The organism is Mitsuaria sp. 7, from assembly GCF_001653795.1.
GTDB lineage: Bacteria > Pseudomonadota > Gammaproteobacteria > Burkholderiales > Burkholderiaceae_C > Roseateles.
This window is the reverse complement of record NZ_CP011514.1, coordinates 5191773-5216702: the sequence shown is the minus strand read 5'-3', so window position 1 is coordinate 5216702 and position 24930 is coordinate 5191773. Positions and strand designations below refer to the sequence as shown.

Sequence of the window (24930 nt, the reverse complement as noted above, 5' to 3'; positions counted from 1 at the left end):
TGGCGCTTTTCTGCTGTCTTCGTCTCCCGGCTCCGGCCTCTGCCGCGCCTTCTGCCGATCTCGCATATGCGTTATGCGAAATAAGCAAATGCCCAAACAATCGTTCCTGGAATAAGGACTGTTTGGCAAGCTTCGCAGCCCGACCCTCAACGTCGCCGGCCCACGCCTGCTTGCCCTGTCCGCCATGACCCAGAACAACGCCCACCAGAACACCCGCTCCCTGTTCTCCGCTTCGCGCCGTCAGGCGCTGATGCTGGCCGCGGCGGCGCCGTTGCTGGGGACGTCCCTGCTGGCGGTCGCGGCCGACCAGCCGACCACGCTGCTGAACGTCTCCTACGACGTGGCGCGCGAGCTCTACAAGCAGGTCAATCCGGCGTTCGTGGCGTCGTACAAGGCCAAGACCGGCCAGACGATCACGGTGAACCAGTCGCACGGCGGCTCGTCCAAGCAGATCGGCTCGGTCATCGGCGGACTGGAAGCCGACGTCGTCACGATGAACCAGGCCACCGACGTCGACACGCTGGCCGAGAAGGGCCTGACCGGCACCGACTGGCGCAGCAAGTTCCCCAACGCCGCCGCGCCCTACAGCTCGACCATGCTGTTCCTGGTCCGCAAGGGCAACCCGAAGGGCATCAAGGACTGGGCCGACCTGGCGCGTCCCGGCATCTCGGTGATCATCCCCAACCCCAAGGTCACCGGCAACGGCCGCTACGGCTATCTGGCCGCGTGGGGCAGCGTGATCGCCAAGGGCGGCACGGACGCGCAGGCCAAGGACTTCGTCTCCAAGGTGCTGGCCAACGTGCCGGTGCTGGACGGCGGCGGCCGCGGCGCCACGACCACCTTCACGCAACGCGGCATCGGCGACGTGCTGCTGACCTTCGAGTCGGAAGCCGAGCTCATCGAGAACGAATTCGGCAAGGGCAACTTCGAGGTCGTCGCGCCCAGCCTCTCGATCGAGGCCGACGCGCCGGTCGCCGTGGTCGACAAGGTCGCCGCCAAGCACGGTTCCGCCGCGCTGGCCAAGGCCTACCTGGACTTCCTGTGGACGCCGGAAGGCCAGGAAATCATCGCGCAGAACAACTTCCGCCCGCGCGACGCCGCCATCTTCAAGAAGCACGAGAAGCGCTACGCGCCGATCAAGCTGTTCACCGTGGACCAGACGCTGGGCGGCTGGGCCAAGGTCGGCAAGACGCACTTCGCCGACGGCGGCACCTACGACCAGATCATGGCCGCGCGCCGTTGATCGTCCGTCCACTTTCCTGATCTCCGAGCTCCCGACCCGACGATGAACACCGCCGTGCTCCCCGCGACGCAGGCCGCGCCCGTGCCCGCCCGCAAGCGTCGCCGCGTGCTGCCCGGCTTCGCGCCGACGATGGGCTTCACGCTCTTCTATCTCTCGCTGCTGGTGCTGATCCCGCTGTGCGCGGTCTTCCTGAAGTCCGCCGGCCACGGCGCCGAGGCCTTCTGGGCCGCGGCCACCTCGCCGCGCGTGCTGGCCTCGTACCGGCTGAGCTTCGGCGCGGCGCTGCTGGGCGCGTTCATCAACGTGATCTTCGGCTTCATCCTCGCGTGGTCGCTGGTGCGCTACGACTTCTGGGGCAAGAAGCTGGTGGACGCGCTGATCGACCTGCCCTTCGCGCTGCCCACCGCCGTCGCCGGCATCGCGCTGACCGCGCTGTACGCGCCCAACGGCTGGATGGGCAAGTGGCTGGAGCCGCTGGGCATCAAGGTGGCCTTCACGCCGCTGGGTGTGCTGATCGCGCTGATCTTCATCGGCCTGCCCTTCGTCGTGCGCACGGTGCAGCCGGTGCTCGAGGACCTGGACACGGAACTCGAGGAAGCCGCGGCCTCCCTCGGCGCGCATCGCTGGCAGGCCTTCCGCCTGGTGGTGCTGCCGATGCTGACGCCGGCGCTGCTGACCGGCTTCGCGCTGTCCTTCGCGCGCGCGGTCGGCGAGTACGGCTCGGTGATCTTCATCGCCGGCAACATGCCCTTCGTCAGCGAGATCACCCCCCTGATGATCATCACGAAGCTCGAGCAGTACGACTACGTCGGCGCCACCGCGATCGCGGTGGTGATGCTGGTGTTCTCGTTCCTGCTGCTGCTGGGCATCAATGGACTGCAGGCCTGGAGCCTGCGTCGCAACGGTCTGGACGGGAAGCGCTGACATGGCTGGATCCGCTGCATCGCTGGGCCGCGGCCGCTCCGCCGGCCACTACCAGGGGAACCCCGCCACGGCAGAGAAGCGCTGGGTGCGCTACACGCTGCTGACGCTGGGCCTGGCCTTCTTCGCCCTGTTCCTGCTGCTGCCGCTGGCGGCCGTCTTCACCGAGGCGCTGCGCAAGGGCTGGGACACCTACATCGCCTCGCTGATCGAGCCCGACGCCGTCTCCGCCATCAAGCTGACGCTGCTGGCGGCGGTGATCTCGGTACCGCTGAACATCGTCTTCGGCGTCAGCGCCGCGTGGGCGATCACCAAGCACGACTTCCGCGGCAAGCAGCTGCTGATCACGCTGATCGACCTACCGTTCTCGGTGTCGCCGGTGGTCGCGGGCCTGATCTACGTGCTGATCTTCGGCGCGCAGGGCTGGTTCGGTCCGTGGCTGCAGGAGCACGACATCAAGGTGATCTTCGCCGTGCCCGGCATCGTGCTGGCCACCGTGTTCGTGACCTTCCCCTTCGTCGCGCGCGAGCTGATCCCGCTGATGCAGGCGCAAGGTCGCGATGAAGAGGAAGCGGCCACGGTGCTCGGCGCCAGCGGCTTCCGCACCTTCTGGCATGTGACGCTGCCCAACATCAAGTGGGGCCTGCTCTACGGCGTGATCCTGTGCAACGCGCGCGCCTTCGGCGAGTTCGGCGCGGTGTCGGTGGTGTCCGGCCACATCCGCGGCCAGACCAACACGCTGCCGCTGCAGGTCGAGATCCTCTACAACGAATATCAGTTCGCCGCGGCATTCGCGGTCGCGTCGCTGCTGGCCCTGCTGGCGCTGGTGACGCTCGGGCTCAAGCAGCTCGTGGAATGGCAGGCGACGCGCAGCGTCGTGAAGGAACAAGCATGAGCATCCAGGTCCGCAACATCCACAAGTCCTTCGGCAGCTTCACCGCGCTGGGCGACGTCAGCCTGGACTTCCCCACCGGCGAACTGACCGCGCTGCTGGGCCCGTCGGGCTGCGGCAAGACCACGCTGCTGCGCATCATCGCGGGGCTGGAGACGGCCGACCGCGGCCAGGTGCTGCTGGACGGCGCCGACGCGTCGGACACGCATGTGCGCGAGCGCGAAGTCGGCTTCGTGTTCCAGCATTACGCGCTGTTCCGCCACATGACGGTCTTCGACAACGTGGCCTTCGGCCTGCGCGTGAAGCCGCGCAAGCAGCGTCCGCCGGAAGCGGAGATCAAGCGCAAGGTGCATGAGCTGCTGCAGCTGGTGCAGCTGGACTGGCTGGCCGACCGTTATCCGCCGCAGCTGTCCGGCGGCCAGCGCCAGCGCATCGCGCTGGCCCGCGCATTGGCCGTCGAGCCGCGCGTGCTGCTGCTGGACGAGCCCTTCGGCGCGCTGGACGCCAAGGTCCGCAAGGAACTGCGCCGTTGGCTGCGCCGCCTGCACGACGAGCTGCACATCACCAGCATCTTCGTCACGCATGACCAGGAAGAAGCGCTGGAAGTCGCCGACCGCGTCGTGCTGATGGACCATGGCCGCGTGGAGCAGGTCGGCTCGCCGATCGAGGTCTACCAGCGTCCGGCGACGCCCTTCGTCTATGGCTTCCTCGGCGCGGTCAACCGCTTCGAAGGTCGCGTGGACAGCGGCATCGTGCGCGTCGGCGACCAGACGCTGGCGCAGGGCGCCGCGGCGTCGATCGAAGGCGCACAGCAGGGTCTGGTGCAGGCGTATGCGCGTCCGCACGAACTGGTGATCAACCCGTCGCAGGACGGGCCGGGTCTGCCGGCGACTGTCGAACGCGTGCTGGCCTTCGGCGCCGCCGCGCGTGTCGAGCTGCGCGGCGCCCAGGGCGAGCATCTGGAAGCGGAACTCAGCCGCGAACAGGCCGAGGCGCTGCAGCTGGCCGCCGGCCAGCGCGTGCGTCTGCAGGCCTCGCGCCTGAGCCTGTTCGGGATCGACCAGGCGGCATGAACCTCCAGCAGTTGCGCATCGTCCGCGAGGCGGTGCAGCAGAACTTCAACCTGACCGAGGTGGCGGCCGCGCTGTTCACCTCGCAGTCGGGCGTGAGCAAGCACATCAAGGATCTGGAGGACGAACTCGGCGTCGAGCTCTTCCAGCGCCGCGGCAAGCGCCTGCTCGGGCTGACCGAGCCGGGCAAGGAGCTGGCGGTCGTCGTCGACCGCATGCTGCAGGACGTGCGCAACATCAAGCGCCTGGCGCAGCAGTTCAGCAGCGCCGACCAGGGCCAGCTGACGATCGCGACGACGCACACGCAGGCGCGTTATGCGCTGCCGCAGGTCGTGGCGCGCTTCAAGGCGGCCTATCCGCGGGTGCACCTGGTGCTGCATCAGGGCAGTCCGTCGGAGATCGTCTCGCTGCTGCAATCGGGCGAGGCCGACATCGGCATCGCCACCGAGGCGCTCGGCAAGGACGACGCCTTCGTCACCTTCCCGTTCTACGAGTGGCGTCACGCGGTCGTCGTGCCGGAAGGGCATGCCCTGACGCGCCAGCCGTTGACGCTGGAGGCGCTCGCCGAGCAGCCGCTGATCACCTACCACGAGGGCTACACCGGCCGCGCGCGCATCGACGCGAGCTTCGCGGCGGCAGGCCTGGCACCGGACCTGGTGATGTCGGCGCTGGATGCGGACGTCATCAAGACCTACGTGCAGATCGGGCTGGGCGTCGGCGTGATCGCGGCGATGGCCTTCGAGCCCGCGCGCGACGCCGGCCTGCAGCTCATTGACGCGACCCACCTGTTCCCGCCGAACACCACGCGCATCGCGCTCAAGCGCGGCCACTACCTGCGCGGCTTCGCCTATCGCTTCCTGCAGGAATGCGTGGCCGAGCTGACCGAGGAAGCGGTGCGCGAGGCGATGGACCCGGACGCTTGAGCGTTTTCTGTCACTTCGGCGCGCCGCCCGCCGGCTTGGCGTAGAAGTAGAACGCGTCGATCCGCGAGCCGTAGCGGGCCTGGGCCTCGGGGCTCAGGTGGGAGATGAATTCATCCCGCATGAACTGCCGCGCCTGCGGCGTGGAGAGGACGCGCTCCACCTGCTCGATGGTGCGCTTGCCCCAGGCATTGCGCGGACAGGCGATGCCGGAGATCACCGGGCTGCTGAAGCCCTCGATGGGCACGCTGACGAGATCGGCGGTCGACACCTTCGCATTGCCGCTCGCGCCGCCCGCACTCCCCGCGGCAACGGTCGCGCGCAACTCCTGCTGGTTGGCGAGCACGAAGTCGAATTCGATCGTGTAGTCGGCCCGGCCGATCGCGATCATCGACAGCATGTTCCCGCCGAAGTCCGAGGTCGTGTATTCCTCGATCGCGCCTGGCGGTCGCCTGGCGAGCAACGCATCGAGCGCGCGTCCGTAGCTGCGGCCTGCGACGATCGCGCCGCGCAGCTGTTTCTCCGCCCAGATCTTCTCGAGGTCCGCGTCGCCGTCCGTGTGGCGCGGCAGCTTGGCCAGCGCGTCGCGCCGCACCATCAGCTGATGCGGCGGAATCAGGTGGGTATCGAAGAAGTAGGCGACGGCCTCCCGCTCCGGCGTCCGCAGCACGCCGAGATGGCAGGCCTGTTCACCGTCCTCGACCATGCGCCAGCTGCGCTTGACGTTGGCGATCAGCACCTCGTGCTTCGCGGGCGTCCCCCAATTTGCAGTCAGATAGTCCGACAGCGGCTGCGCCAGACCGCGCCGCACGGGCACCGAGGCCGCGCCGGGCGAGGGCGGCGCGACGGTGTCGAGCTCGGGCATCAGCCAGACGATCTTGTCGACCGCCCAGGTCGTGGCAGGCGCGAACAAGGCGCAGAGGGCGCCAGCGATCGACAGCGCGACGGTCGTCGACGGGAACGAGGACAGCAGGGAACGACGATTCATCTTCTATGCACATGCATCCGGCGCGGGATTGCTTATCGATTTTTGTTGGAGGACATCGGAGGCGCGGATTCGAATAATCAATCCGCATAAGCAATCCGCTTTCCCGACATTTTCCGATGTCGTTCCCCCCGATGTGTGGCCGACGATGAACTTCCAACAACTCCGATCCGTCCGCGAGGCCCAGCGCCGCAACTTCAACCTGACCGAGGTCGCGCAGGCGCTGCACACCTCGCAGCCCGGCGTGAGCCGTCAGATCCGCGAGCTCGAGGACGAGCTCGGCATCGACATCTTCATCCGTGCGGGCAAACGGCTCACCGGGCTCACCGAGCCGGGCCGCAACGTGATGCCCATCGTCGAGCGCCTGCTGCGCGAGGCCGAGAACCTGCGCCGCGCCGGCGAGGACTTCGCCCGCGCCGACAGCGGCCACCTGCGCATCGCGGCGACACACAGCCAGGCGCGCTACGCGCTGCCGCCGGCGGTGCGCGACTTCCGCGACTCGCATCCCGAAGTGAGCCTGCAGTTCACGCAGGGCTCGCCGCAACAGGTCGCGCGTCTGCTGATCGACGGCGAAGCGGACATCGGCATCGCCACCGAAGCGCTCGCGCTGCATCCGCAACTGCTGACGCTGCCCTGCTACCGCTGGACCCACACGGTGCTGGTGCCGCCCGGCCATCCGCTGGAGGCCGAAGCCAACGCCGGCACGCCGCTGACGCTGGAGCGCCTGGCCGAATTCCCGGTCATCACCTACGAGACCGGCTACACCGGCCGCTCGCACATCGACGATGCCTTCGCGGCCGCGGGGCTGGACCTCAACGTCGTGCTGGTCGCGATGGACGCGGACGTGATCAAGACCTACGTCGAGCTGGGCCTGGGCGTCGGCATCGTCGCCGCGATCGCGTACGACGAGGAACGCGACCGCCACCTGCGCTCGATCGATGCAAGACATCTGTTCGCGGACAACCTGACGCGCCTCGCGGTGCGTCGCGACGCCTACCTGCGCGACTACGTCTACGCCTTCATCGAGACCTTCGCGCCGCCGCTGTCGCGCGAGCTGGTGGAACAGGCGCGCGTCGCGCCGAACGGCTCGGATTGATGGCCAGTGATCCCTCCGGGGGGTGCCGAAAGAAATTCCTCATGTGCATAGGCCGGGTGCACAGCTAAGCAACGCAGAAAGCATTGGTTCTGTGCGCGGAGGGCGCTTCCTAGAGTGACGGGCTCACCTGTTCACTCCCACAAGGAAGTCTCTTGAAGCAGCTCGTCGACCACGTGGCCCGCCTGACCGGACCGGCCGCCACATTGGCTGCGGCCCTCGCCGCGGCCTTCCCCGTCACCGGCGCATTTGCGCAGGACGCTCCCGCCAAGGATGCGCCGCTGCCGTCGGTGGTCGTCACCGGCTCGCGCATCTCGCGCGTCAACAGCGAGGGTCCGAGCCCGATCACCGTGATCAAGTCGGAAGACCTGGACCGGCTCGGCTACAAGAACGTCTCCGACGCGTTGAGCAGCCTGACCGAGAACACCGGCTTCACGCAGGGCGAGGACTTCGGCAACACCTTCACGCCGGCCGCCAACGCGATCAGCCTGCGCGGCCTCGGCCCCAACCACACGCTGGTGCTGGTCAACGGCCGGCGCGTCGCGGACTACCCGACCGCCTATGAAGGCTCGGTCAACTTCGTCAACATCGCCAACATCCCGTCCGCGCTGATCGACCGCATCGAGGTGCTCAGCGGCGGGGCCTCGTCGGTGTACGGCTCGGACGCGATCGCGGGCGTCGTCAACATCGTGCTGAAGAAGCATGTCGACGGCGTCACCGTGAACCTGCGCGGCGGCGGCACGCAGCGCGGCGGCGGCGAGAACGCCCGCGCGCAGATCACCGGCGGCCTCGATGCCGGCCGGCTGCAGGGCGTGTGGGGCGTCGAGCTCAGCGGCCGAGAGCCGATCTGGAGCCGTCAGCGCGACTTCATGGCCGACACCACGCTGAAGGGCGCCGCGCCGTCGGTCGTCTTCGGCCGGCGCAACGCGAACGGCGGGGCCTACCTCACGCCGACCGACGGCTGCGCCGGCGCGGGTTCGCTTTTCGAGGGCTCGGTCTCGGCCTACACGGCGAAGAACGGCACCTACTGCGGCAGCGGCCGCGCATCGACCACCTACTGGACGACGCAGACCGGCAACCGCAGCGCACAGGCCGCGGGCTCGCTGACGCTCGCGCTGGACCACGGCCTCGAGCTGTTCGCCGAGGGCCAGTTCGGCTGGGCGAGGACCGAGAACAACACGCGCGGTCCGACGTGGACCTCGGACATCGCGGGCAAGGGCTACTTCCGCAATGCCTCGACCGGCCAGCTCGAGATCTGGACGCGGCGCTTCGCGCCCGAGGAGCTTGGCGGCGTGGACAACTTCAACCGCAAGTGGCAGGACTCGACGCACAACGTCGCCGTCGGCGCACGCGGCGAGCTCACCGGCACCTGGACCTTCGAGGTCGCGGCCAACAGCTCCTACTACCTGAACCGCACGACGACGCCGCGCCTCACCGCGGGCATCGAGCAGCTGCTGCTCGGACAGAAGCTCGGGACCGAGGCGGACGGCACGGCGATCTATTCGGCCGATCCGGCGCGACTGTTCCGTCCGCTGACGCCGCAGGAGATCGACAGCGTCACCGACCGCAGCTGGACGCGCAACGCGAGCTGGAACCAGCAGTTGAGCGCTTCCGCGAGCGGCGAGTGGTTCCAGCTGCCCGGCGGACCGGTGCGCGCCGCCGTCGTGGCCGAAGCGGGCACGCAAGGCTTCCGCAACGAAGCCGACCCGCGACTGGGTCAAGGCGTGTTCTACAACACGAGCACCTCGCCAACCGTGCGCGGCACGCGTGAGCGACTGGCGCTCGGCGGTGAGCTCAACGCGCCGATCACGAAGCAGCTGACCGCGACGCTGGCCGCGCGGCACGACCGCTACGAATTCGCCGGCCGCAGCGACGGCAGCACGACCTACAACGCGGGCCTCGAGTTCCGGCCGCTGTCCTCCCTGCTGCTGCGCGCGCAACACGCGACCAGCTTCCGCGCGCCGGACATGAATTACATCTTCGCGCAGCAGACCAAGGGCTATTACTCGTCGTCGACGGACTACTACCGCTGCAAGCAGACCGGACAGCCGCTGTCGACCTGCGACTTCGCGGACGTCTCGCCCGGCTTCAACTTCGTGCGCACGGGCTCTTCGGACCTGAAGTCGGAACGCGGCCGCTCCTGGGGCGTGGGTGCGGTGTGGCAGCCGGCCTCGTCCTTCGACGTGTCGCTGGACCTGTGGAAGATCGCGATCCGCGACCTGGTCACCGACCTCAGCGCCGACGGCGTGCTGCGCGACGAGTCGGACTGCCGCACCGGCATCAAGGACATCCAGTCGCCCAGCTGCGTGGACGCCATCGCACGCGTGCGCCGCAATCCGGCCGACGCGCTGGTCCGTCCGGGCGAGGTCGCGGAGGTGCGCGTCAATCCGATCAACGCGGCGAACGAGTCCACCTGGGGGGTCGACGTCGGCACTCGCTACTCGTGGAGAACGGCGTCCTGGGGCAAGTGGACGGTCGACGCGAAGTACACGCGGGTGAAGAGCTTCAAGTACCAGCAGTTCGCCGGGGACGACAACCGCAACGTCGTGGGGACGCCGGACTTCACCGACTGGCCGAGCCGGCTCAATGCCAGCGTGGTCTGGCAGACCGGCGACTGGACGCATGCGCTCTCCGCGCAGCGCAACGGCCGCATCACACGCGAGGACCAGGAAGGCACGCTGGGCCCGTACTGGAACTTCAATGCGAGCACCGCCTGGCAGATCGGCAAGCGGACCAGCGTGAGCCTGATCGTCAACAACCTCTTCGACAAGATCCGTCGCGATCCCAGCGCCACCTGGCCGTACTACCCGGTCGGCTACTACTCGCCGCACGGGCGCCAGGGCTGGATCGAGCTGGAGCACCGCTTCGGCGCCTGAGGCTGCCGACCCGTTCCGACTGCCGCGGCGATCCGCCCGGCTTGCGGGCCGCTCCTCACGAGGGGGCGGCCCTTTTTCCGGGAACGGTGCAAAGCAAAGCAGATCTTCTTCGTTCCCTTTGAATGTTCGCTTGCCTACATTGGGCGCTCCCCTCCACCCCCCGTGATGAGAAGAATCCCGTGAACTCACTTCGTCGCACTGTCTCGCTGCTCGCCACCGCCGCCCTGCTGAGCGGTGCCGCGCTGATGCCCCTGGCCCATGCGCAGGGCTCGGTCACGCTGCTCAACGTGTCGTACGACCCGACCCGCGAGCTCTACCAGGACTACAACGCCGCGTTCGCGAAGTACTGGAAGGCCAAGACCGGCGAGACCGTCACGGTGAAGAACTCGCACGGCGGCTCGGGCAAGCAGGCGCGCTCGGTGATCGACGGCCTGGATGCGGACGTCGTCACGCTGGCGCTGGCCTACGACATCGACGCGCTGCACGACCACGGCAAGCTGGTGCCGGCCGACTGGCAGAAGCGTCTGCCGAGCAATGCCTCGCCCTACACCTCGACCATCGTGTTCCTGGTGCGCAAGGGCAACCCCAAGCACATCAACGACTGGCCGGACCTGGCCCGCAGCGGCATCGACGTGATCACGCCGAACCCGAAGACCTCGGGCGGCGCGCGCTGGAACTACCTGGCCGCGTGGGCGTATTCGCTGAAGCAGCCGGGCGGCAACGCCGACTCGGCCAAGGGCTTCGTCAAGCGCATCTACGCCAACACCAAGGTGCTGGACTCCGGTGCGCGCGGCTCCACGACGACCTTCGTCGAACGCGGCATCGGCGACGTGCTGATCGCCTGGGAGAACGAGGCCTACCTGGCGGTGAAGGAACTGGGTCCGGACAAGTTCGAGATCGTCACGCCCAGCCTGTCCATCCTGGCCGAGCCGCCGGTGTCGGTGGTCGACAAGACCGTCGACAAGAAGGGCACGCGCAAGGTCGCCCAGGCCTATCTGGAGTACCTGTACTCGCCGGAAGGCCAGGAGATCGCGGCCAAGAACTACTACCGCCCGCGTGACCCCAAGATCGCCGCGAAGTACGCCAAGACCTTCGCCCCGGTGAAGCTGGTGACCATCGACGAGGTCTTCGGCGGCTGGCGCAATGCGCAGAAGACCCACTTCGACGACGGCGGCGTCTTCGACCAGATCAGCGCGGTGCGCTGAGTCCCCACGGGACCGCGCTTCACGCTTTCCGCCGCAAGCCGCCAGGCTTGCAGCATCAACGTTTGTCTCCTCGGTCGGTCTCGGGTGCCGCGCAAGCGGCCCTTCAGGCAACCAGACCGTTCGCTCTGTGCGAGCAGCCCCGCTGGCGATGGCCGGCGGGGCTTTTTTTCAATGGCCAGCAGCGACCCCCTTATGCTGTTGACCGTGAAGCTCCCCGTCCCGATCCGTTCGTGCCTTGTCGCCCTGCTGCCGCTGACCGCCCTGATACTGGCGGCACCGCAGGCGCGTGCGCAGAGCCCCGGCGCAACGCCTGCCCCCGCGCCCGTCGTCACCAGGATCACCTGGCTCGCCTCCGACCACGCGCCGCAGATGACGGGCGCGGACGCCAGCGGCGTGACCGGACGCGTGACGGCCTACCTTGAGAAGCAGTGGCCGGGCGTCCGGCACGAGGTCGTCTTCGCCAACGCCAAGCGCAGCTGGCAGATGATCGAGAACGGCGAGGAGGTGTGCCGCGCCAACATGGTCCGCACGCCTGATCGCGAGAAGGCGGCGTACTTCATCAACACCCAGCTCACGCCGCCGCCCGGCCTGATCGTGCGCCGCGACACGCTCAAGCGCCTGCCGCGCAACGCGGCCGGCGAGGTGCAGCTGCCTCGGCTGCTCGCCGATCCCTCGCTGCGCGGCGCGCTGATCGACGGACGCAGCTACGGTCCGGCGCTCGACGAGATGCTCGCCGCCCGATCCGTGGACAGCGCCGTGACGCTCTATTCGCCCAAGGACTTCGGCGCCCGCGTGCTGCAGATGCTCAACCTCGGGCGGGCCGACTACTCGGTGGAGATGGACATGGCGCTGATCATGGCCGGGAATCCCGAGAACCTCGTCAGCGTCCCCATCCAGGGCGCGAGCGATCTGGTGATGGCCGGCATCGCCTGCCCGCGCACGCCGTGGGGACTCGCGGCGATCCGCGGCATCGACAAGGCCTACGGCCGGCCGGAAGGCGCCGCCAACCTGCGGCAGGGCCTGATGCGCTGGCTCACGCCGGAGACCAAGGCCCATTACGCGGCCCGCTTCGACGCGTTCTATCGCGAGCGCGCCAAGCCCTCCCGCATCGATCCCTGATCAGGACTGCCGCTCGACGCGATTGCGCCCGCCGTCCTTCGCGCGGTACAGCGCTTGGTCGGCACGACCGAGCAGCTCCTCGACGCGCAGGTCCTCCGGCCGCAACGCCGTCACGCCGAAGCTCGCCGTGAGCAGGGCCGGCGGCGAGCCCGGCTGCAGTTCCAGCCCGCTGGTCTCGATGTGGTGACGCAGACGCTCCACCAGGTGCGTGGCGTCTTCCAGCGAGGTCTGCGGCAGCAGCAGCCCGAACTCTTCGCCGCCGAGCCGGCCGAGCAGGTCCTGCTTGCGGACGATCTGCGCGCAGAGCTGCACCAGGTGGCAGAGTGCCGCGTCGCCGCGCGCGTGACCCAGCGTGTCGTTGATGCGCTTGAAGTGGTCGACGTCCATCATCACCAGCGACATCTCCAGCCCGTAGCGACGGCTGCGCGCGAGTTCCGCGTCGGCGTGCTCCAGGAAGCTGCGCCGGTTGGCCGCGCCGGTCAGCGCATCGGTCGTCGCCAGGCGCTGCAGCTCGATCTCCAGCCGCTTGCGGTCGGTGAAGTCCACCAGCGTGCTCAGCACCGACGCCGCGCCGTCGTACACCACCGGCACCATCGACAGCAGCATCCACAGCTCGCGGCCGTCGGCGGCCAGCAGGCAGATCTCCTCGCCCTGCAGCCGGCCGTCCTCCTTGAACTTCAGCTGCATGCGGTCGCGCTCGCCGGGCTCGCGGTAGAAGCTGATCGCCGGCTTGCCGACGAGGTCGTCCAGCGGCCGCCCGACGATCGCCGCGGAAGGGCCGTTGGCGTACACGATCAGCGCGTCGTGCTCGCGCGTCACGACCATCGGGATAGGCGCGTGATCCAGCACGGCGCGCAGGCGCTCCTCGCTGTCGGCGAGCTCGCGCGTGCGTCGCGCCACGCGGCGTTCCAGGTTGGCATTGAGCTCCTGCAGCTCGGCCACCAGCCGCGCGTTGTCCACCGCGTTGACGACGTTGGCGCACAGCAGTTCCAGGAAGCTCACCCGCGCCTCGGTGAACACGCCCGCCGCGGCGGCGTTCTCGAGGTACAGCGCGCCCACCGTCTGCCCCTGCTTGAGCAGCGGCAGCGCCAGCACCGAGCGGGGCGGCGAGGGGTGGCGCTGGAAGTAGTCCTCCATCGTGGCCAGACCACGCGCGTCGACGATCAACTCGCGCTCGCCATCGCGCAGCACGCGGCTCATCAGCGTCAGCGGCAGTTGCTGGCCCGCGCGCTCCAGCGGCAGCTGCTCGAGCAGATGCAGCGTCGGCGACTCGCCGAGCGTCGCTTCCGCCTGCAGCACCCAGCGCGAAGCACCCGCTGCGCCGGCCGTGCCTGCAGTGCCGGTCGCCAGCACGATCGCCGCGCGCTGCGCGCCGGCGTTCTCGGCGACGACTTCCAGCAGGCGACGCAACAGGCGCGGCAGGTCGGGCTGGCTGCTGATCGCGTGTACCGCCTTCGTCAGCGTGCTGAGGTCGGCGGCGTCGGCGCGGATCTCGCCGGCGTCGGCGGTCGCGGCCATCGAGGCGCTCCGATCGTCGACCGGCCGCGATAGCGCTTCCCCCGCGAGCGCCGTGACGCCCCAGTCCTTCCAGGCCTGCTGCAGTCGCAGCCGGGCCTGAGCGGCGCGCGCCGGTTCATGCTCGCGCCACGCGTCGACCTGCGCCCGCAGCACGGCGGCGAGATCGAGCGACGTCCCATGCGGCCCCTCCGCCGCGGCCAATGCCTCGGCCAGCAGCCGGTCACTCTCTTCGATGGGCGCGCCCGACAGCATCGCCTGCTGCGCACGCAGCAGTGCGACACGATCGCGCAGATGGCCGGGGCCGGCGTCGCTCCAGCGTTGCAGGCGTCGCAGCGCGTCATCCTCCAGCGCCTGATCGCGCGCCCCGCCCGCCAGCGCGACGCGTTGCGCCGCCCAGGCCGCGATGAACAGCAGCAGCGATTGCGCGTGCATGCCGCGTCCCGCGGCGAAGAGCGCTCGTGCCTCCAGCGCCAGACGCAGCGCGGGCTCGGGCCGATCGGCGATGAAATGCAGCACCGCCTGCCAGCCGTGCAGGAACATCAGGCCGGTCTGGTCCTGGCGCTCGCCATAGGTCCGGGCCAGCGCCTCCAGTCCTTCGAAGCCGTCCTCGGGCAGGCGCGGCTGCCGCAACGCGCGCACGAGGCCGAGCAACGCGTCCTCATAGTCCGCGGCCACCGGCTGGCGCATCGCGCGCAGGCGCTGCCCATGCGTGACCAGTTGATCCTCCAGCGCCGGCAGCGGCATGCCCGACAGCAGCGCGTGCACGTCGTGCACATACAGGCCGAGGCCCGCATGGCGCAGGTTGCCGAACTCCAGACCGTTGCGATGCGTCTGCATCAGGCCGTCCATGCTCACGCGCAGCCCCTGCACCCAGTGGCTGAGGAAGGCGTGGAACGAGAAGCCCGCGTGCGCGAACACCTGCATCCAGCCGTGCCGCTCGACGAGCTCCGTCGACATGCGGCCCAGGTCGTGGGCGAAGCGGTAGTCGCCGAGGAACTCCGCGCACATCAGACCCAGCACGGAGTACGCCGACAGCGCCTGCGGCACATGGCCGTGGTCGACCATCAGCCGGACCTGGAACAGCGTCAGCAAGGGCAGCAGCGCCGGCCGCACGATATAGGCCGCGGCGGTCATCTTGGCGGCGATCGAGATCAGCAGCAGGCGCTGCTCGTCGCGCATCGGACCGCGCGCGGCCAGCGTGTCCAGGCCGATCCCGGCGATCTCCTGCTGCAGGTCGGCCAGCAGCTGCATGACCTGGGCCATCGCGTCGGGGCCGCCGGCGCGCGGCAGCTCCGCGCCCAGCAGCAGGAACAGCTCGAGTCCGAGATCGACGGTGTCCGCAAGACGGCCCTGCGCGTAGAAGGCCTCCATCCGGACTTCCAGCAGGCGCGCCCGCTGCGCGTTGTCCTCGGCATCGGCGATCGCCGATTCCAGCAGCGCGTCCATGCGCGACGGGCGGCCGGCCAGGTAGGCCATCCGCGCCGCGTGATGCAGCCACGCCGCGCGATGCGGCGAGCAGGGCGCCAGTTCGAGGGCCAGTTCGGCGTAGTCGGCCGCGGGCTCGAAGGCGGCGGCGTCCATCGCCTGCCGGGACGCCTGGGCGTTGAATCCGGCCAGCGCCTGGCGCTCGGCCTCGTGGTGCGGCTCGTGCAGCAGCAGGCGCGACGCGTTCAGGTGATGCAGCACCGTGTAGGGCAGCGGCACCTCCGGATGCGCGGCGCGATGGCCGTCGCGCAGCAGCCGGCCGATGCGCAGTTGCAGCGCGGGGCGCTGGTCGGCCGCGATGCGCTGCAGCGCCGCCTCCTGCACGCGGTCATGGGCGAAGGCGTAACGCACGGCCTCGCTGGCCTGACCCTGCAGCTGCGGCGCGTAGCGGTACAGCGCGCTCGCCGGCACCAGCAGCTGCGCCTGCAGCGCCGGCAGCAGGTCGGTGGCGAGCAGGTCGGCCGGCACGTCGAGCGCCGTGGCCAGGCTGTCGAGGTTGAAGCCCGCACCCAGCAGCGCCGCCACGCTCAGCGCCTGGCGCGTCGTGTCGGGCAGGCGATCGAGCTGCTGCAGCATCAGCGCGACGACGTTGTCCGCCGTGCGCGTCGCGGCGATGCGTTCCAGGGCGTGGTCCCAGCGCTGTGCGGCCGTGTCGTAATGGATCAAGCCGCGGCGGACGAGGTCCTCCAGCAAGCGGCGCAGGAAGAACGGATTCCCCGCCGTGCGGGTCTGGCAGAGGCGGGCAAGCTCATCGAGTCCGGCGTCCTCGTCGGTCGGATCCCGGTGCAGGCTGTCGGCCAGCAGGTGGCGGGTGTCGTCGAGACCGAGCGGGCCGACGCGCAGCGGCATGAAGCGCTCGCCGAGCTGCTGCCGCAGTTCCGCGAGTTCCTGCGCGATCGGATGACCGGGCGGGATCTCGTTGTCGCGATAGGCGATGACGAACAGCGTGTGGCGCAGGGTCGCGTCGTGCAGGCACTCGCGCAGCAGGCGGCGCGAGGCGCGGTCGGCCCATTGCCAGTCGTCGAGGAACAGCGTCTGCGGCTCGCCCTCGCGCGCCAGCGCGGCGAAGCCCTGGCTGACGGCGCGCAGGAAGCGGTTCTCCGCCTCGGCCGGACCGACCGGCATCAGCGGCGCGTCCAGGGCCAGCAACGGGGTCATCTCCGGCAGCGCCTGCGCGAGCAGCGCGGCATTCGCGCCGAGGCGCTCTCGCAGGCGATCGCGCCAGACGAGCTGCTGCGGCGCCGGCAGCGCCAGCACTTGCGCGGCACGTTGGAGCAGCAGATGCAGCAGCGGCCCGTACGGCCGATCCTGTCCGTACTGGTTGAACTTGGCGGCTGCGAAGTGCCCCCGTTGCGCCAGCAGGCTGCGCTGCGCCGCCAGCACCAGCGCGGTCTTGCCGATGCCGGAGAAGCCCGCCACCGCCACCAGTCCGGGGCCAGCGGCCTGGCCGTGCGCGGCATCTTCGAACGCTTGTCCGAGCTGCGCCTGCGCCGACTCGCGACCGTAAAGCCTCCCGCTGGGCTGGAAGCGCACGGCGGCGTCGCCCTGTCCGGGCTCGAAGCCCGGCAGCCCACGGCCCTGTTCCAGCGCCGCATCGCAGAGCTGCAGGTCGTGTCGCAGCGCCTGATGGCTCTGATAGCGGCCTTCGGGCTCCTTGTGCAGACAGTGCGCGACGACCTGCGCCAGCGGTGCGAAGACCTGGTGATTGCGCGTCGTCGCCATCGGCGCCGCGAGCGCCAGGTGCGCATGCACGGCGCGCGCGGGGTCGTCGATGTTGAACGGCGGCGCGCCTGTCAGCGCCTCCAGCAGCGTGGCGCCCAGGCTGTAGAAATCCGCCCGGTAGTCGACGTCACGGCTCATGCGGCCGGTCAGCTCCGGCGCCAGCGTCGCGAGCGAGGCCTCGATCAGTTCGGCGCGCTGGACGAGCGGCCGTTCGCGCTCGATCTCGGCGGCGAGCCCGAGGTCCGCGATCAGCACCTTGCGCGCTTCGCGTCCCGCGCCGGGCAGCAGCACGACCTGACCCGGTCCGAGATTGCGATGGATGAGTCCCTGGCCATGCAGATGCTGGAGCGCCTCGACCAGGTCGAGCGCGATGCGGATCAGGGCGTCGTTGTCCAGCGTGCCGCGCCGAAGACGGTCTCGCAAGGTCTCCGCGCCGGAGTCCGGCAGCAGCAACGCCGGACGGCCCCCGTGCTCGATCAGCGCCGCGGGGCGCAGGACGAAGGCCGGATCGAGGCGCTGGGCCAGCTCGAACTCGCGGCGCAGCCGGGCCACGGCGGCGGGATCGGCGCGGGGGTCGCGCAGGCGCTTGAGCAGCAGCGTGCCGCCTCGACCATCCTCGACCCGGACGACTTCGCTCCGGCGGCCCTGATGGAGCATCCGCTCCCCCAACCAGGCCCCGGCGTCGGTCACCGCCTCCCACGCTCGTCTGTCCGTCATCCCATCCGCTTTCCGTTGTGCGTGGACTGTAACGGCTGCCTGCGACGGGACTGCCTCGCTCCCCCCTCAACACGACCCGAGAGTGGGGGAGAAAGCGGAAGAAAGCGACAGATCGACGCAGCGCTCAACTGCCGTACTTGATGGAGCAGCCGTAAGGCTTCGTGCTCGCATGGGTGATCTTCTTGCCGGCGGCCAGTTCACCCAGCGCCGTCTTCACATACGGATCGGCCTTGGCGATGTCCTCGGCCTTGGCGGTCGCGATGCTGTCGATGCCGCCCTTGTAGACCAGCACGCCTTGCGGATTGACGATGTACAGATGCGGCGAGGTCTGCGCGCCATAGGCCTTGCCCAACTGGCCGCTCGGATCGAGCAGCACCTGCGTCGGCGCCGCGCCGCGGTCCTTGTTCAGCTTGATCGCCGTCGGGCCGTCGACATGGCCCTGCTGGCCCGGTGCCGACGAGATCACCTGCAGCCACACGACGCCTTGCGCGGTGGCCTCCTTCTGCAGCGCCGGGATGTTGCCGCTGCCGTAATGCTTCTTCACGAAGGGGCAGTCGTGGTTGGTCCACTCCAGCACCACGGTCTTGCCCTTGTAGCTGTCCAGCGTGACGGTCTTGCCGTCGGCGGTCGTCGCGCTGAAGGCCGGCGCGGGCTGATCGATCTGCGCCTGCGCGTGCGCCACGCCGGTCATCGCCATCGTCGCCGCGAACGCGGCGCCGGCCAGCACCACACGGCGCGACAGCGCGCCGCGGAACGAGGAGGTCGTGGAAGTCATCGGGATGTTCATGACAAGGTCTCCAGGATGAAAACGGCGGTAGGAAGGGAAGGGGGTGAGCCCTCGGCTCAAGAGGTGCCAGCCTTCAGGGCTGTCGTGACGATGCCGGGCGTGAGCAGCTGCGGCAGCACCTGCGCGGTGCCGCCGGTCCCGGCGGGATAGAACAGGTACAGCGGCACGCCGCTGCGGTCGTGCTGCTTCAGCAGTTCGGTGATGCGCGGATCCTGGCGGGTCCAGTCGCCCTTGAGGTAGGTGATGCCTTGTTGCTCGAAGGCAGCGCGTACCTCGTCGGTGGACAGTGCGACGCGCTCGTTCACGAGACAGGTGATGCACCACGACGCGGTCAGGTTCACGAACACCGGCTTGCCTTGCGCGCGCAGCTGGGCCAGGCGCTCGGGCGAGTAGGGTTCGTGATCGGCGGCCGCGGATCGTGAGGCAGCACCCGATGCCGCCGCGCCTGGCGACTCCTCGCCACCGAGGGTCGACAGCGTCGGCAGCAGCGCGACGGCGGCAGCCAACGACGCGATCGCCGCGCCGACTCCCGTCCATCGCCACCGCGGCGTGGCGTTCCGGCTCACCGAACGGATCCAGGCGGCGAACGCCAGCAGGCCCATGCCCGCGAGGGCCACCAGCACGCCCATCGGCCCGGCCTGCTGCGCGATCACCCACACGAGCCAGATCGCGGCGGCGAACATCGGGAACGCCAACGCCTGCTTGAGCACGTCCATCCACACGCCAGGACGCGGCATGCGTCGCTGCAGCGCGGGCCACCAGGCCAGGACCAGGTAAGGCAGCGCCAGGCCCAGTCCCAGCGACAGGAACACTGCCATCAACTCCGCGGCAGGCTGCGCCAGCGCATACGCCATCGCCGCGCCCATGAACGGCGCGGTGCACGGCGTCGCCACGACCGTCGCGAGCACGCCGGTGAAGAAGCTGCCCGCGAGGCCGGGCTTGCTGGCCAGCCCTTCGCCGATGCCGGCGAATCCCGCACCGATTTGCAATGGTCCCGCCAGCGACAGGCCCAGCACGAACATCAGCCAGGCGAGCAGCAGCACGAACAGCGGCGAGTGGAACTGGAAGCCCCAGCCCACGCTGCCGCCCGCGCTGCGCAACGCGAGCAGCACACCGCCGAACGCCGCGAAGGCGATCAGCACACCCGCGGTGTAGGCCAGGCCTTGGCGGCGGTGCTCGCCGGCATTGCCATGCAGGAAGCCCAACGCCTTGATCGCCAGCACCGGGAACACGCAGGGCATGAGGTTCAGGATCAGGCCGCCGATCAGCGCGAGGCCCATCGCGCTCCAGAGACTGATGGCGGATTCGCCGGTTGTGGTGCTTGCAGCAGGAGACGCTGCTGCCGAGGTTGACGTCGACGATGTCGTCGTTGTCGCCGGTGGTGCGACCGATGTCGGTGCCATCACTGCACCGGTGACCGGCAAGCTGACCTCCCAGGCCTTGCCATCGACGAGCAGCAAGCCATTCAGCGGTTTTCCGGCCGTGGCTGGTTCCTCACCGACCGGCACACGCAGCCGCCAGTCATCGCCGATGCGGTCGAGTTGCGGCTTCGCGGCGTGCTGGATGCGACCCCAGTCCTGCGGCATGAACAGCGCCTGCTTGACGACGGGTACGGTCGAGGCGGACCACGTCACGAGCAGGTCTCGCCCCTCCAAGCGGGCGGCAGTCGGGAACGGTGCCTTGCCGGGCAACGCGGCACGCGCTGTGGACAACGCGGAGGCGTCCGCAGAAGGTTTCGCCGCGGCGGCGATGGGAAGCGAGAGCGCCAGCGTCGCCTGTTGCGGGATGCATTCTTCGCGACAGACGAGCCACGTCGCCTCGGCGGTCAGCGTGGCGATCGTGCCGGGGGTCAGGTCTTGAGGGAGCCGGACTTCGGTCAACAGCAGGACCTGGTCCTCGTAGCCGTAGTTGGTGATGGGACCGACGTCGAATCGCCGGGGTGCCGGCCAGAGGATCTCGCCGGCGGTCGCGCCCTTGGGCAGGGTCCATTCGATGCTGGTGGGTTGGCCTGAGTCGCCGGGGTTCTTCCAGTAGGTGTGCCAGTGTGTCGCGATGCGTTGTTCGAGCGCGAGCAGCAGGGTCTGGCCTGGTGCCACCTGTGAAGAGGCGCTGATCAGCCGGACCTGGACCTCGTCGGTCGCGGAGCGGTCGGTGGGCGGCGCGGCGCTCGCCGTGGATGCGAGGACCGCGAACGAGGCGAATGCCGTCGCTGCTGCGGATCGCAGGAGGTTCATGGGAAGAAAGCGCATGGGCGCGATGCTAGGCAATGGGCTTGACCCTCACAAGGCGTCGTCTTTCCTTGTTTCCTTACTTTCCCGATTCGATGAAACCGGGAAATCCGATATCCCCGAATTCCACAGTCCGTGACCGTCGCCAAGAACGGGAAGTCAGCGGGTGCGGGTGGGGCCGGAATGGGGCTTGGGGTTCGCGGACGCGAGGCCCCATGCCCCGTGGAGAGCCCGCGCTTGGCCAAGCGGGGTCCAGGTCTCTGGAAAGACGCAAAAACCAGCGTTCAAAAACGCTGAGAGCCTGACAACCCCTGCCAGGAAAACGCGCGGAATCAGCCGTTCGGAATATCGGGTTCGACGAGTTGAGCGAGCAGGGTGAGGGACTCCTGCCAGCCCAGATAGCAGGCTTGGGAGGGGATGACATCGGGGATGCCTTCCTGGGTGACCTGCATTTCTGTCCCGCAGAAAACTGCGGTCAGCTCGATGGTCGTCGTCATGTCGCCGGGCAGGTTGGGGTCATCGAAGCGGCTGGTGTAGCGGAGCTTCTTCCCTGGTTCGAGCTCGAGGTATTCCCCGCCGAAGGCATGCGAGCCGCCGGCCGAGAGGTTGGTGAACGACATGCGCCAGGTGCCGCCGACCTTCGGATCCATGTGGTGCATGGTCCCTGTGAAGCCATGGGGCGGCAGCCATTTGCACATCGCTGCGGCGTCGGTGAACGCGCGATAGACACGTTCGGGCGGTGCTTTCAGGACGCGGTGCAGGCGGATGGTGAAGGGCATCGGTGTCTCCTGGATTTGTTCTCGAATGGGAGATTCACCATAGCCTCGGAACGTGTCCGGCGCGAGTCCCCGTGGCCCTGACAGGGATACCACCGAGGGCGCTCTGCCTCGCAGTTTCAACCGGGGGTCAGCCCTTGCTCAGACGGAGAACGACCACTCGAGGATGCCCGCGCGTTCGGACCGACGCTCACGTGCGGCGCGGGCCTTCGCGGCCTCGACCCAGCGCTTGGCCAGCGGGAATGGGCCGAAGCCGGATTCGGTGTTGATGTGTCCGACCAGGCCGATGTTGCTGTAGCTGCTGCCCCAGCGCGTCGCCCAGCGCAGTGCGCTCGAGGCGCTCATCCAGGGGTCGTTCTGGCTGGCGATCAAGGCCGTCGGACGACCCAGGCGCTGGTGCGGCAGGCTTTCCGCGAGGCCGAACTTGTCAGGCTCGGCCGGCGCGACCAGCAGCGCCTCCCGGACCGGCGAGTCCGGATGATGCTGCAGGTGATGCGCCAGCGCCAGGCAGCCGAAGCTGTGCGCCACGACGATCCATTCGCCGGGGCCCGCGTTGTCGATGCGCGCATGGATGCGCTCCGACCACCGCTCCAGATCCGGATGGCTGAAGTCGCGCTGCTTCACGCGGTGCGCGTCGCGATACTGCTGCTCGAGCCAGCTCTGCCAATGCGCCGGCCCGCTGTCATGCAGGCCGGGGATGATCAGCAGGCGCGGCTCTGCGCTGCCGTTGTGCTGCGTCGCACGGAGAGGGTAGAGCGCCATGGCGATCTCCTGCTGGTCTCGGGCCGGAGGCTCACAAGGTGGCGATCGACACCTCGGTGGACTTCACCAGGGCGACGACTTCCTTGCCGACCGTCAGGTTGAGTTCCTTCACCGAGCGCGTCGTGATCACCGATGTGACGATCAGGCCGGCGGCCGTCTGCACGTCGACTTCCGAGACAACCGGTCCTTCGACGATTTCCTTGATGGTGCCGCGGAACTGGTTGCGGACGTTGATGGCGGTGATGGTCATGTGAGGGGCTCCAAAGAAGATGGGGACCAGCTTAGGCAGCCCGGCTCATTTGCCGAACGAAGCGCTTGATGCATCCACATGCGCTGAACGAATAAGAACGCGGGCGGGGTGGAGCGGTAAAGCGGAGGTAAAGCCGGGGCCGCCGCTGCGCGATCCGCCCGCCGGGCGCCGTCCCAGGGGAATCTCCGTTGAAGGCTGTCATGGAGCCCCATGCACAATCCGCCATCCCCTGCCGGCCGCCCGCCGGCGCATCGTTCGACACGGGTTTCATGTCATGACCAAATCGTTTGCGCGCGGCCTAGCCGCGTTGTCGCTGCTGGCCGTCTGCTGCGGTCAGGCCTTCGGATTCGGGGCCGTCGGCCACAACACCGTCGGTGAGATCGCCGCCCAGTTGATCAAGGGCCATCGCGCTGAAGCCGAGGTCAAGCGCATCCTCGGTCCGGTCTCGCTGCGCGACATCGCCGTGTGGGACGACTGCGTGAAGGGCATCGATACCGGCAACGAGTTCAAGTACGCGGTGACGGGCCGTTTTGCCGAGTGCGCGGTGTTCGAGAACAACGCCGAGGAAGAAGCCCGGATGCGCGACTACGTGAAGCGCAACTTCGAGCAATGCCTGCCCAAGCCGGGCGAAGAGTCCTGCAACAAGCAGTACCACTATGCCAACGTCGCGATCCAGCGTGGCCGCTATGTGCCTGGCGCGATCGGCACCAGCGACCATGACCTGGTGCCCGCGCTGAAGGCGGCGATCCTCGTATTGAAGACCGGCAAGCAGACGCCGCCGATGGACTTCAACGAACGGGAGGCGCTGGCGCTGATCACGCACGCGATCGGCGACATGCACCAGCCGCTGCACATGGGTTCGCTGTACCTGGACGCGGACGGCAAGCCATACGACCCGGATACGCAGGGCGCCGATGCGCAGACGCATACGGTGGGCGCGAACGCCATCACGCTGCCCAAGCCGGACGGCACGCCAGGCGGCAACCTGCACAGCTACTGGGACGGGATGCCGGGACGGTTGAGCGCGGAGCAACTCGCTGCGATGCCGGCGCTTGCCAAGGATGTGCCGCCCGCAACGGGAAACCCGGACGACTGGCCCGTGCAGTGGGCGAGCGAATCGCTGCTGGGCGCACGCGATGCGTTCGATGGCATGAGCTTCGGTCCCCGCCAGCAAAGCCTTCGCGGTCCTCGCTGGCTGGCCACGCCTCCGGCAAACTACGACGCCCGCAGCCTCGAGCAGACGCGCCTGAACGTCATCAATGGCGGCGCCCGCCTGGCGCAGATGCTGGAGAGCATCTGGCCGGACAAGGCGGAAAAGACGGACAAGAAGTGACGAATTGATGGCCTGACCCAGATGAACGAAAGCCCCGCGGTGCGGGGCTTTTTCGTTCCTGGATGCTGTGTCGATCTCACGCGATCAGGGCCTCGACCCCTTTCGATTCGACGAGTTGCAGGAGTCGGAGCGCGGTGCCGGTCGGTTGCTTGTTTGCCCTGGGAGATTCCCACTTCTGGACCGTCGACACGCTGACATTGAGGAATGCTGCGAAGACCGATTGGCTCATCTTCGCCACGCCCGTGCGGATGGCCGCGATCTGTTCGCAGGTGTACGCCGGTGGCGGCACACAGAGCGACCTTATTTTCGCCATGCTGGACTTCGACATCAGCCCATAGGAATTCAGGTCCTCAGCGAACTCAAGCAGGTCCCGCAAGATGCGCGCGTTCTCAGGGTCCTTCGTTGCCATTGCAAATCTCCTTCAATCGGCCATCAAGGATCGATGCAGCAAGGTCCGTCAGGCTCATGCCTTGCAGTTGGACAGCAATCGCCAGCGCGACGTCGACCGCTTCATCAGAAAAATCAAACCCAGGTTCGTTCTTCTCTCGGCCCGCTACGAAGAAGACAGCACCTGCATGTCGCTTGGCGACAAGCGCTCGCAGCCCTCCCCGCTTTCCGCGACCTGCCACCGCAATGCGCTTCTTGCACAAGCCGTGGCCCAGATCCGCCTCAAAGCGGCCGGCTTCAATGTCCCGCGCAGCCAAACACAACAGGCAATCAGGAATCAACTTCTTCGCCCATCGATCGAACGCACGCGTCTTGAAAACCCTCTTCACTTGATCTCCAAACTGTAGCACTAGGTGCCATAGTCTGGCCGACGAGTTCGACGCTGTCGTTAGCTCAAAGATGCGTGTTTGTCTTGATTGGCGGCCTGTGCACAACCCTGGGGATGAACAATGAACAAGCTGCAGGTTGTCCACAGCGGCTCCGCGCTTCCAGAAGTTGTTGTCTTCCATTCCCGGAGTTCCTCCGGGTTCGGCCCACACCGTTGCCCTGCTCGCAAGTCCTTGTTCTGACAAGCAATTCGG

At 68.4% G+C, this 24930-nt stretch carries 18 protein-coding genes and 2 pseudogenes; 10 read left to right on the top strand and 10 right to left on the bottom strand.

Going from position 1 to position 24930, the window contains the following annotated elements:
• Positions 1-184: 184 nt before the first annotated feature.
• From ABE85_RS22940 to ABE85_RS22920, 5 genes are read left to right on the top strand one after another with little or no spacing between them, the layout of a single operon-like run.
• A complete protein-coding gene (locus tag ABE85_RS22940; protein ID WP_082938873.1) occupies positions 185-1243 on the top strand; it encodes a sulfate ABC transporter substrate-binding protein in 1059 nt (352 codons plus the stop codon).
• 42 nt (positions 1244-1285) lie between these two features.
• On the top strand, positions 1286-2167 hold the full coding sequence (gene cysT, locus ABE85_RS22935; protein ID WP_067280263.1) for a sulfate ABC transporter permease subunit CysT: 882 nt from the start codon (positions 1286-1288) through the stop codon (positions 2165-2167).
• Between the two features lies 1 nt (position 2168).
• Entirely contained in the window at positions 2169-3059 is an 891-nt protein-coding gene (gene cysW, locus ABE85_RS22930; RefSeq protein ID WP_067280260.1) for a sulfate ABC transporter permease subunit CysW, read from the top strand.
• A complete protein-coding gene (locus tag ABE85_RS22925) occupies positions 3056-4129 on the top strand; it encodes a sulfate/molybdate ABC transporter ATP-binding protein (protein WP_067280256.1) in 1074 nt (357 codons plus the stop codon). The genes cysW and ABE85_RS22925 overlap by 4 nt, the downstream gene beginning before the upstream one ends.
• The gene (locus ABE85_RS22920) at positions 4126-5049 is read left to right on the top strand and encodes a CysB family HTH-type transcriptional regulator (protein ID WP_067280254.1); all 924 of its coding nucleotides are present in this window, start codon (positions 4126-4128) and stop codon (positions 5047-5049) included. Before ABE85_RS22925 ends, ABE85_RS22920 begins: the two co-directional genes overlap by 4 nt.
• A gap of 10 nt (positions 5050-5059) precedes the next feature.
• Here ABE85_RS22920 and ABE85_RS22915 read toward each other — a convergent pair whose 3' ends face one another.
• Positions 5060-6034, bottom strand: coding sequence for a hypothetical protein (locus ABE85_RS22915; protein ID WP_067280251.1), 975 nt, complete (start codon positions 6032-6034; stop codon positions 5060-5062).
• A 145-nt stretch (positions 6035-6179) separates the two neighbouring features.
• On the opposite strand from ABE85_RS22915, the gene ABE85_RS22910 reads away from it, so the two are divergent.
• The 4 genes from ABE85_RS22910 (at position 6180) to ABE85_RS22895 (ending at position 12324) form a co-directional block, all read left to right on the top strand.
• Positions 6180-7127, top strand: a complete 948-nt coding sequence (locus ABE85_RS22910) for a CysB family HTH-type transcriptional regulator (RefSeq protein WP_067280248.1) — start codon at positions 6180-6182, stop codon at positions 7125-7127.
• Between the two features lie 152 nt (positions 7128-7279).
• Positions 7280-10000, top strand: a complete 2721-nt coding sequence (locus tag ABE85_RS22905) for a TonB-dependent siderophore receptor (RefSeq protein ID WP_231993162.1) — start codon at positions 7280-7282, stop codon at positions 9998-10000.
• A 245-nt stretch (positions 10001-10245) separates the two neighbouring features.
• Entirely contained in the window at positions 10246-11205 is a 960-nt protein-coding gene (locus tag ABE85_RS22900) for a sulfate ABC transporter substrate-binding protein (protein ID WP_067283376.1), read from the top strand.
• 192 nt (positions 11206-11397) lie between these two features.
• Complete coding sequence (locus tag ABE85_RS22895; RefSeq protein WP_067280247.1) at positions 11398-12324, top strand: TIGR02285 family protein; 927 nt, start codon at positions 11398-11400, stop codon at positions 12322-12324.
• On the opposite strand, the gene ABE85_RS22890 is transcribed toward ABE85_RS22895, so the two are convergent.
• The 7 genes and pseudogenes from ABE85_RS22890 to ABE85_RS22865 form a co-directional block, all read right to left on the bottom strand.
• Positions 12325-17766 carry a diguanylate cyclase gene (locus tag ABE85_RS22890; RefSeq protein WP_082938870.1) on the bottom strand — a complete coding sequence of 1814 codons (5442 nt, stop codon included), beginning with the start codon at positions 17764-17766 and terminating at the stop codon, positions 12325-12327. It abuts the gene before it with no gap.
• A gap of 124 nt (positions 17767-17890) precedes the next feature.
• Positions 17891-18553, bottom strand: a complete 663-nt coding sequence (locus tag ABE85_RS22885; RefSeq protein ID WP_197507127.1) for a redoxin domain-containing protein — start codon at positions 18551-18553, stop codon at positions 17891-17893.
• Positions 18554-18612: 59 nt separating this feature from the next.
• Positions 18613-19155 (bottom strand): annotated as a pseudogene (locus tag ABE85_RS28900) (thioredoxin family protein); the annotation flags it as partial.
• A gap of 1170 nt (positions 19156-20325) precedes the next feature.
• Positions 20326-20787, bottom strand: a pseudogene (locus ABE85_RS28895) (protein-disulfide reductase DsbD domain-containing protein); the annotation flags it as partial.
• A 326-nt stretch (positions 20788-21113) separates the two neighbouring features.
• On the bottom strand, positions 21114-21560 hold the full coding sequence (locus ABE85_RS22875) for an SRPBCC family protein (protein WP_067280239.1): 447 nt from the start codon (positions 21558-21560) through the stop codon (positions 21114-21116).
• Between the two features lie 138 nt (positions 21561-21698).
• Positions 21699-22319, bottom strand: a complete 621-nt coding sequence (locus ABE85_RS22870) for an alpha/beta hydrolase (protein ID WP_067280236.1) — start codon at positions 22317-22319, stop codon at positions 21699-21701.
• A gap of 31 nt (positions 22320-22350) precedes the next feature.
• A complete protein-coding gene (locus tag ABE85_RS22865; RefSeq protein WP_067280234.1) occupies positions 22351-22569 on the bottom strand; it encodes a molybdopterin-binding protein in 219 nt (72 codons plus the stop codon).
• Positions 22570-22843: 274 nt separating this feature from the next.
• Here ABE85_RS22865 and ABE85_RS22860 point away from each other — a divergent pair, with 274 nt between their 5' ends.
• The gene (locus ABE85_RS22860) at positions 22844-23902 is read left to right on the top strand and encodes a S1/P1 nuclease (protein ID WP_067280231.1); all 1059 of its coding nucleotides are present in this window, start codon (positions 22844-22846) and stop codon (positions 23900-23902) included.
• A gap of 76 nt (positions 23903-23978) precedes the next feature.
• Here the strand turns inward: ABE85_RS22860 and ABE85_RS22855 are convergent, their stop codons facing one another.
• Both ABE85_RS22855 and ABE85_RS27155 read right to left on the bottom strand, forming a co-directional pair.
• A complete protein-coding gene (locus ABE85_RS22855; RefSeq protein ID WP_067280228.1) occupies positions 23979-24311 on the bottom strand; it encodes a DNA-binding transcriptional regulator in 333 nt (110 codons plus the stop codon).
• Entirely contained in the window at positions 24292-24858 is a 567-nt protein-coding gene (locus tag ABE85_RS27155; RefSeq protein WP_231993161.1) for a type II toxin-antitoxin system RelE/ParE family toxin, read from the bottom strand. The genes ABE85_RS22855 and ABE85_RS27155 overlap by 20 nt, the downstream gene beginning before the upstream one ends.
• Positions 24859-24930 lie beyond the last annotated feature (72 nt).

Bases quoted from the DNA above. Each gene is read 5' to 3' on its own strand.
- ABE85_RS22940 (WP_082938873.1), top strand. From the start codon at position 185: ATGACCCAGAACAACGCCCACCAGAACACCCGCTCCCTGTTCTCCGCT.
- cysT (WP_067280263.1), top strand. From the start codon at position 1,286: ATGAACACCGCCGTGCTCCCCGCGACGCAGGCCGCGCCCGTGCCCGCC.
- ABE85_RS27155 (WP_231993161.1), bottom strand. From the start codon at position 24,858: ATGGAAGACAACAACTTCTGGAAGCGCGGAGCCGCTGTGGACAACCTG.
- ABE85_RS22895 (WP_067280247.1), top strand. From the start codon at position 11,398: ATGCTGTTGACCGTGAAGCTCCCCGTCCCGATCCGTTCGTGCCTTGTC.
- ABE85_RS22865 (WP_067280234.1), bottom strand. From the start codon at position 22,569: ATGACCATCACCGCCATCAACGTCCGCAACCAGTTCCGCGGCACCATC.
- cysW (WP_067280260.1), top strand. From the start codon at position 2,169: ATGGCTGGATCCGCTGCATCGCTGGGCCGCGGCCGCTCCGCCGGCCAC.
- ABE85_RS22870 (WP_067280236.1), bottom strand. From the start codon at position 22,319: ATGGCGCTCTACCCTCTCCGTGCGACGCAGCACAACGGCAGCGCAGAG.
- ABE85_RS22915 (WP_067280251.1), bottom strand. From the start codon at position 6,034: ATGAATCGTCGTTCCCTGCTGTCCTCGTTCCCGTCGACGACCGTCGCG.
- ABE85_RS22910 (WP_067280248.1), top strand. From the start codon at position 6,180: ATGAACTTCCAACAACTCCGATCCGTCCGCGAGGCCCAGCGCCGCAAC.
- ABE85_RS22925 (WP_067280256.1), top strand. From the start codon at position 3,056: ATGAGCATCCAGGTCCGCAACATCCACAAGTCCTTCGGCAGCTTCACC.
- ABE85_RS22855 (WP_067280228.1), bottom strand. From the start codon at position 24,311: ATGGCAACGAAGGACCCTGAGAACGCGCGCATCTTGCGGGACCTGCTT.
- ABE85_RS22860 (WP_067280231.1), top strand. From the start codon at position 22,844: ATGACCAAATCGTTTGCGCGCGGCCTAGCCGCGTTGTCGCTGCTGGCC.
- ABE85_RS22875 (WP_067280239.1), bottom strand. From the start codon at position 21,560: ATGCCCTTCACCATCCGCCTGCACCGCGTCCTGAAAGCACCGCCCGAA.
- ABE85_RS22885 (WP_197507127.1), bottom strand. From the start codon at position 18,553: ATGAACATCCCGATGACTTCCACGACCTCCTCGTTCCGCGGCGCGCTG.
- ABE85_RS22900 (WP_067283376.1), top strand. From the start codon at position 10,246: ATGCCCCTGGCCCATGCGCAGGGCTCGGTCACGCTGCTCAACGTGTCG.
- ABE85_RS22890 (WP_082938870.1), bottom strand. From the start codon at position 17,766: ATGACGGACAGACGAGCGTGGGAGGCGGTGACCGACGCCGGGGCCTGG.
- ABE85_RS22920 (WP_067280254.1), top strand. From the start codon at position 4,126: ATGAACCTCCAGCAGTTGCGCATCGTCCGCGAGGCGGTGCAGCAGAAC.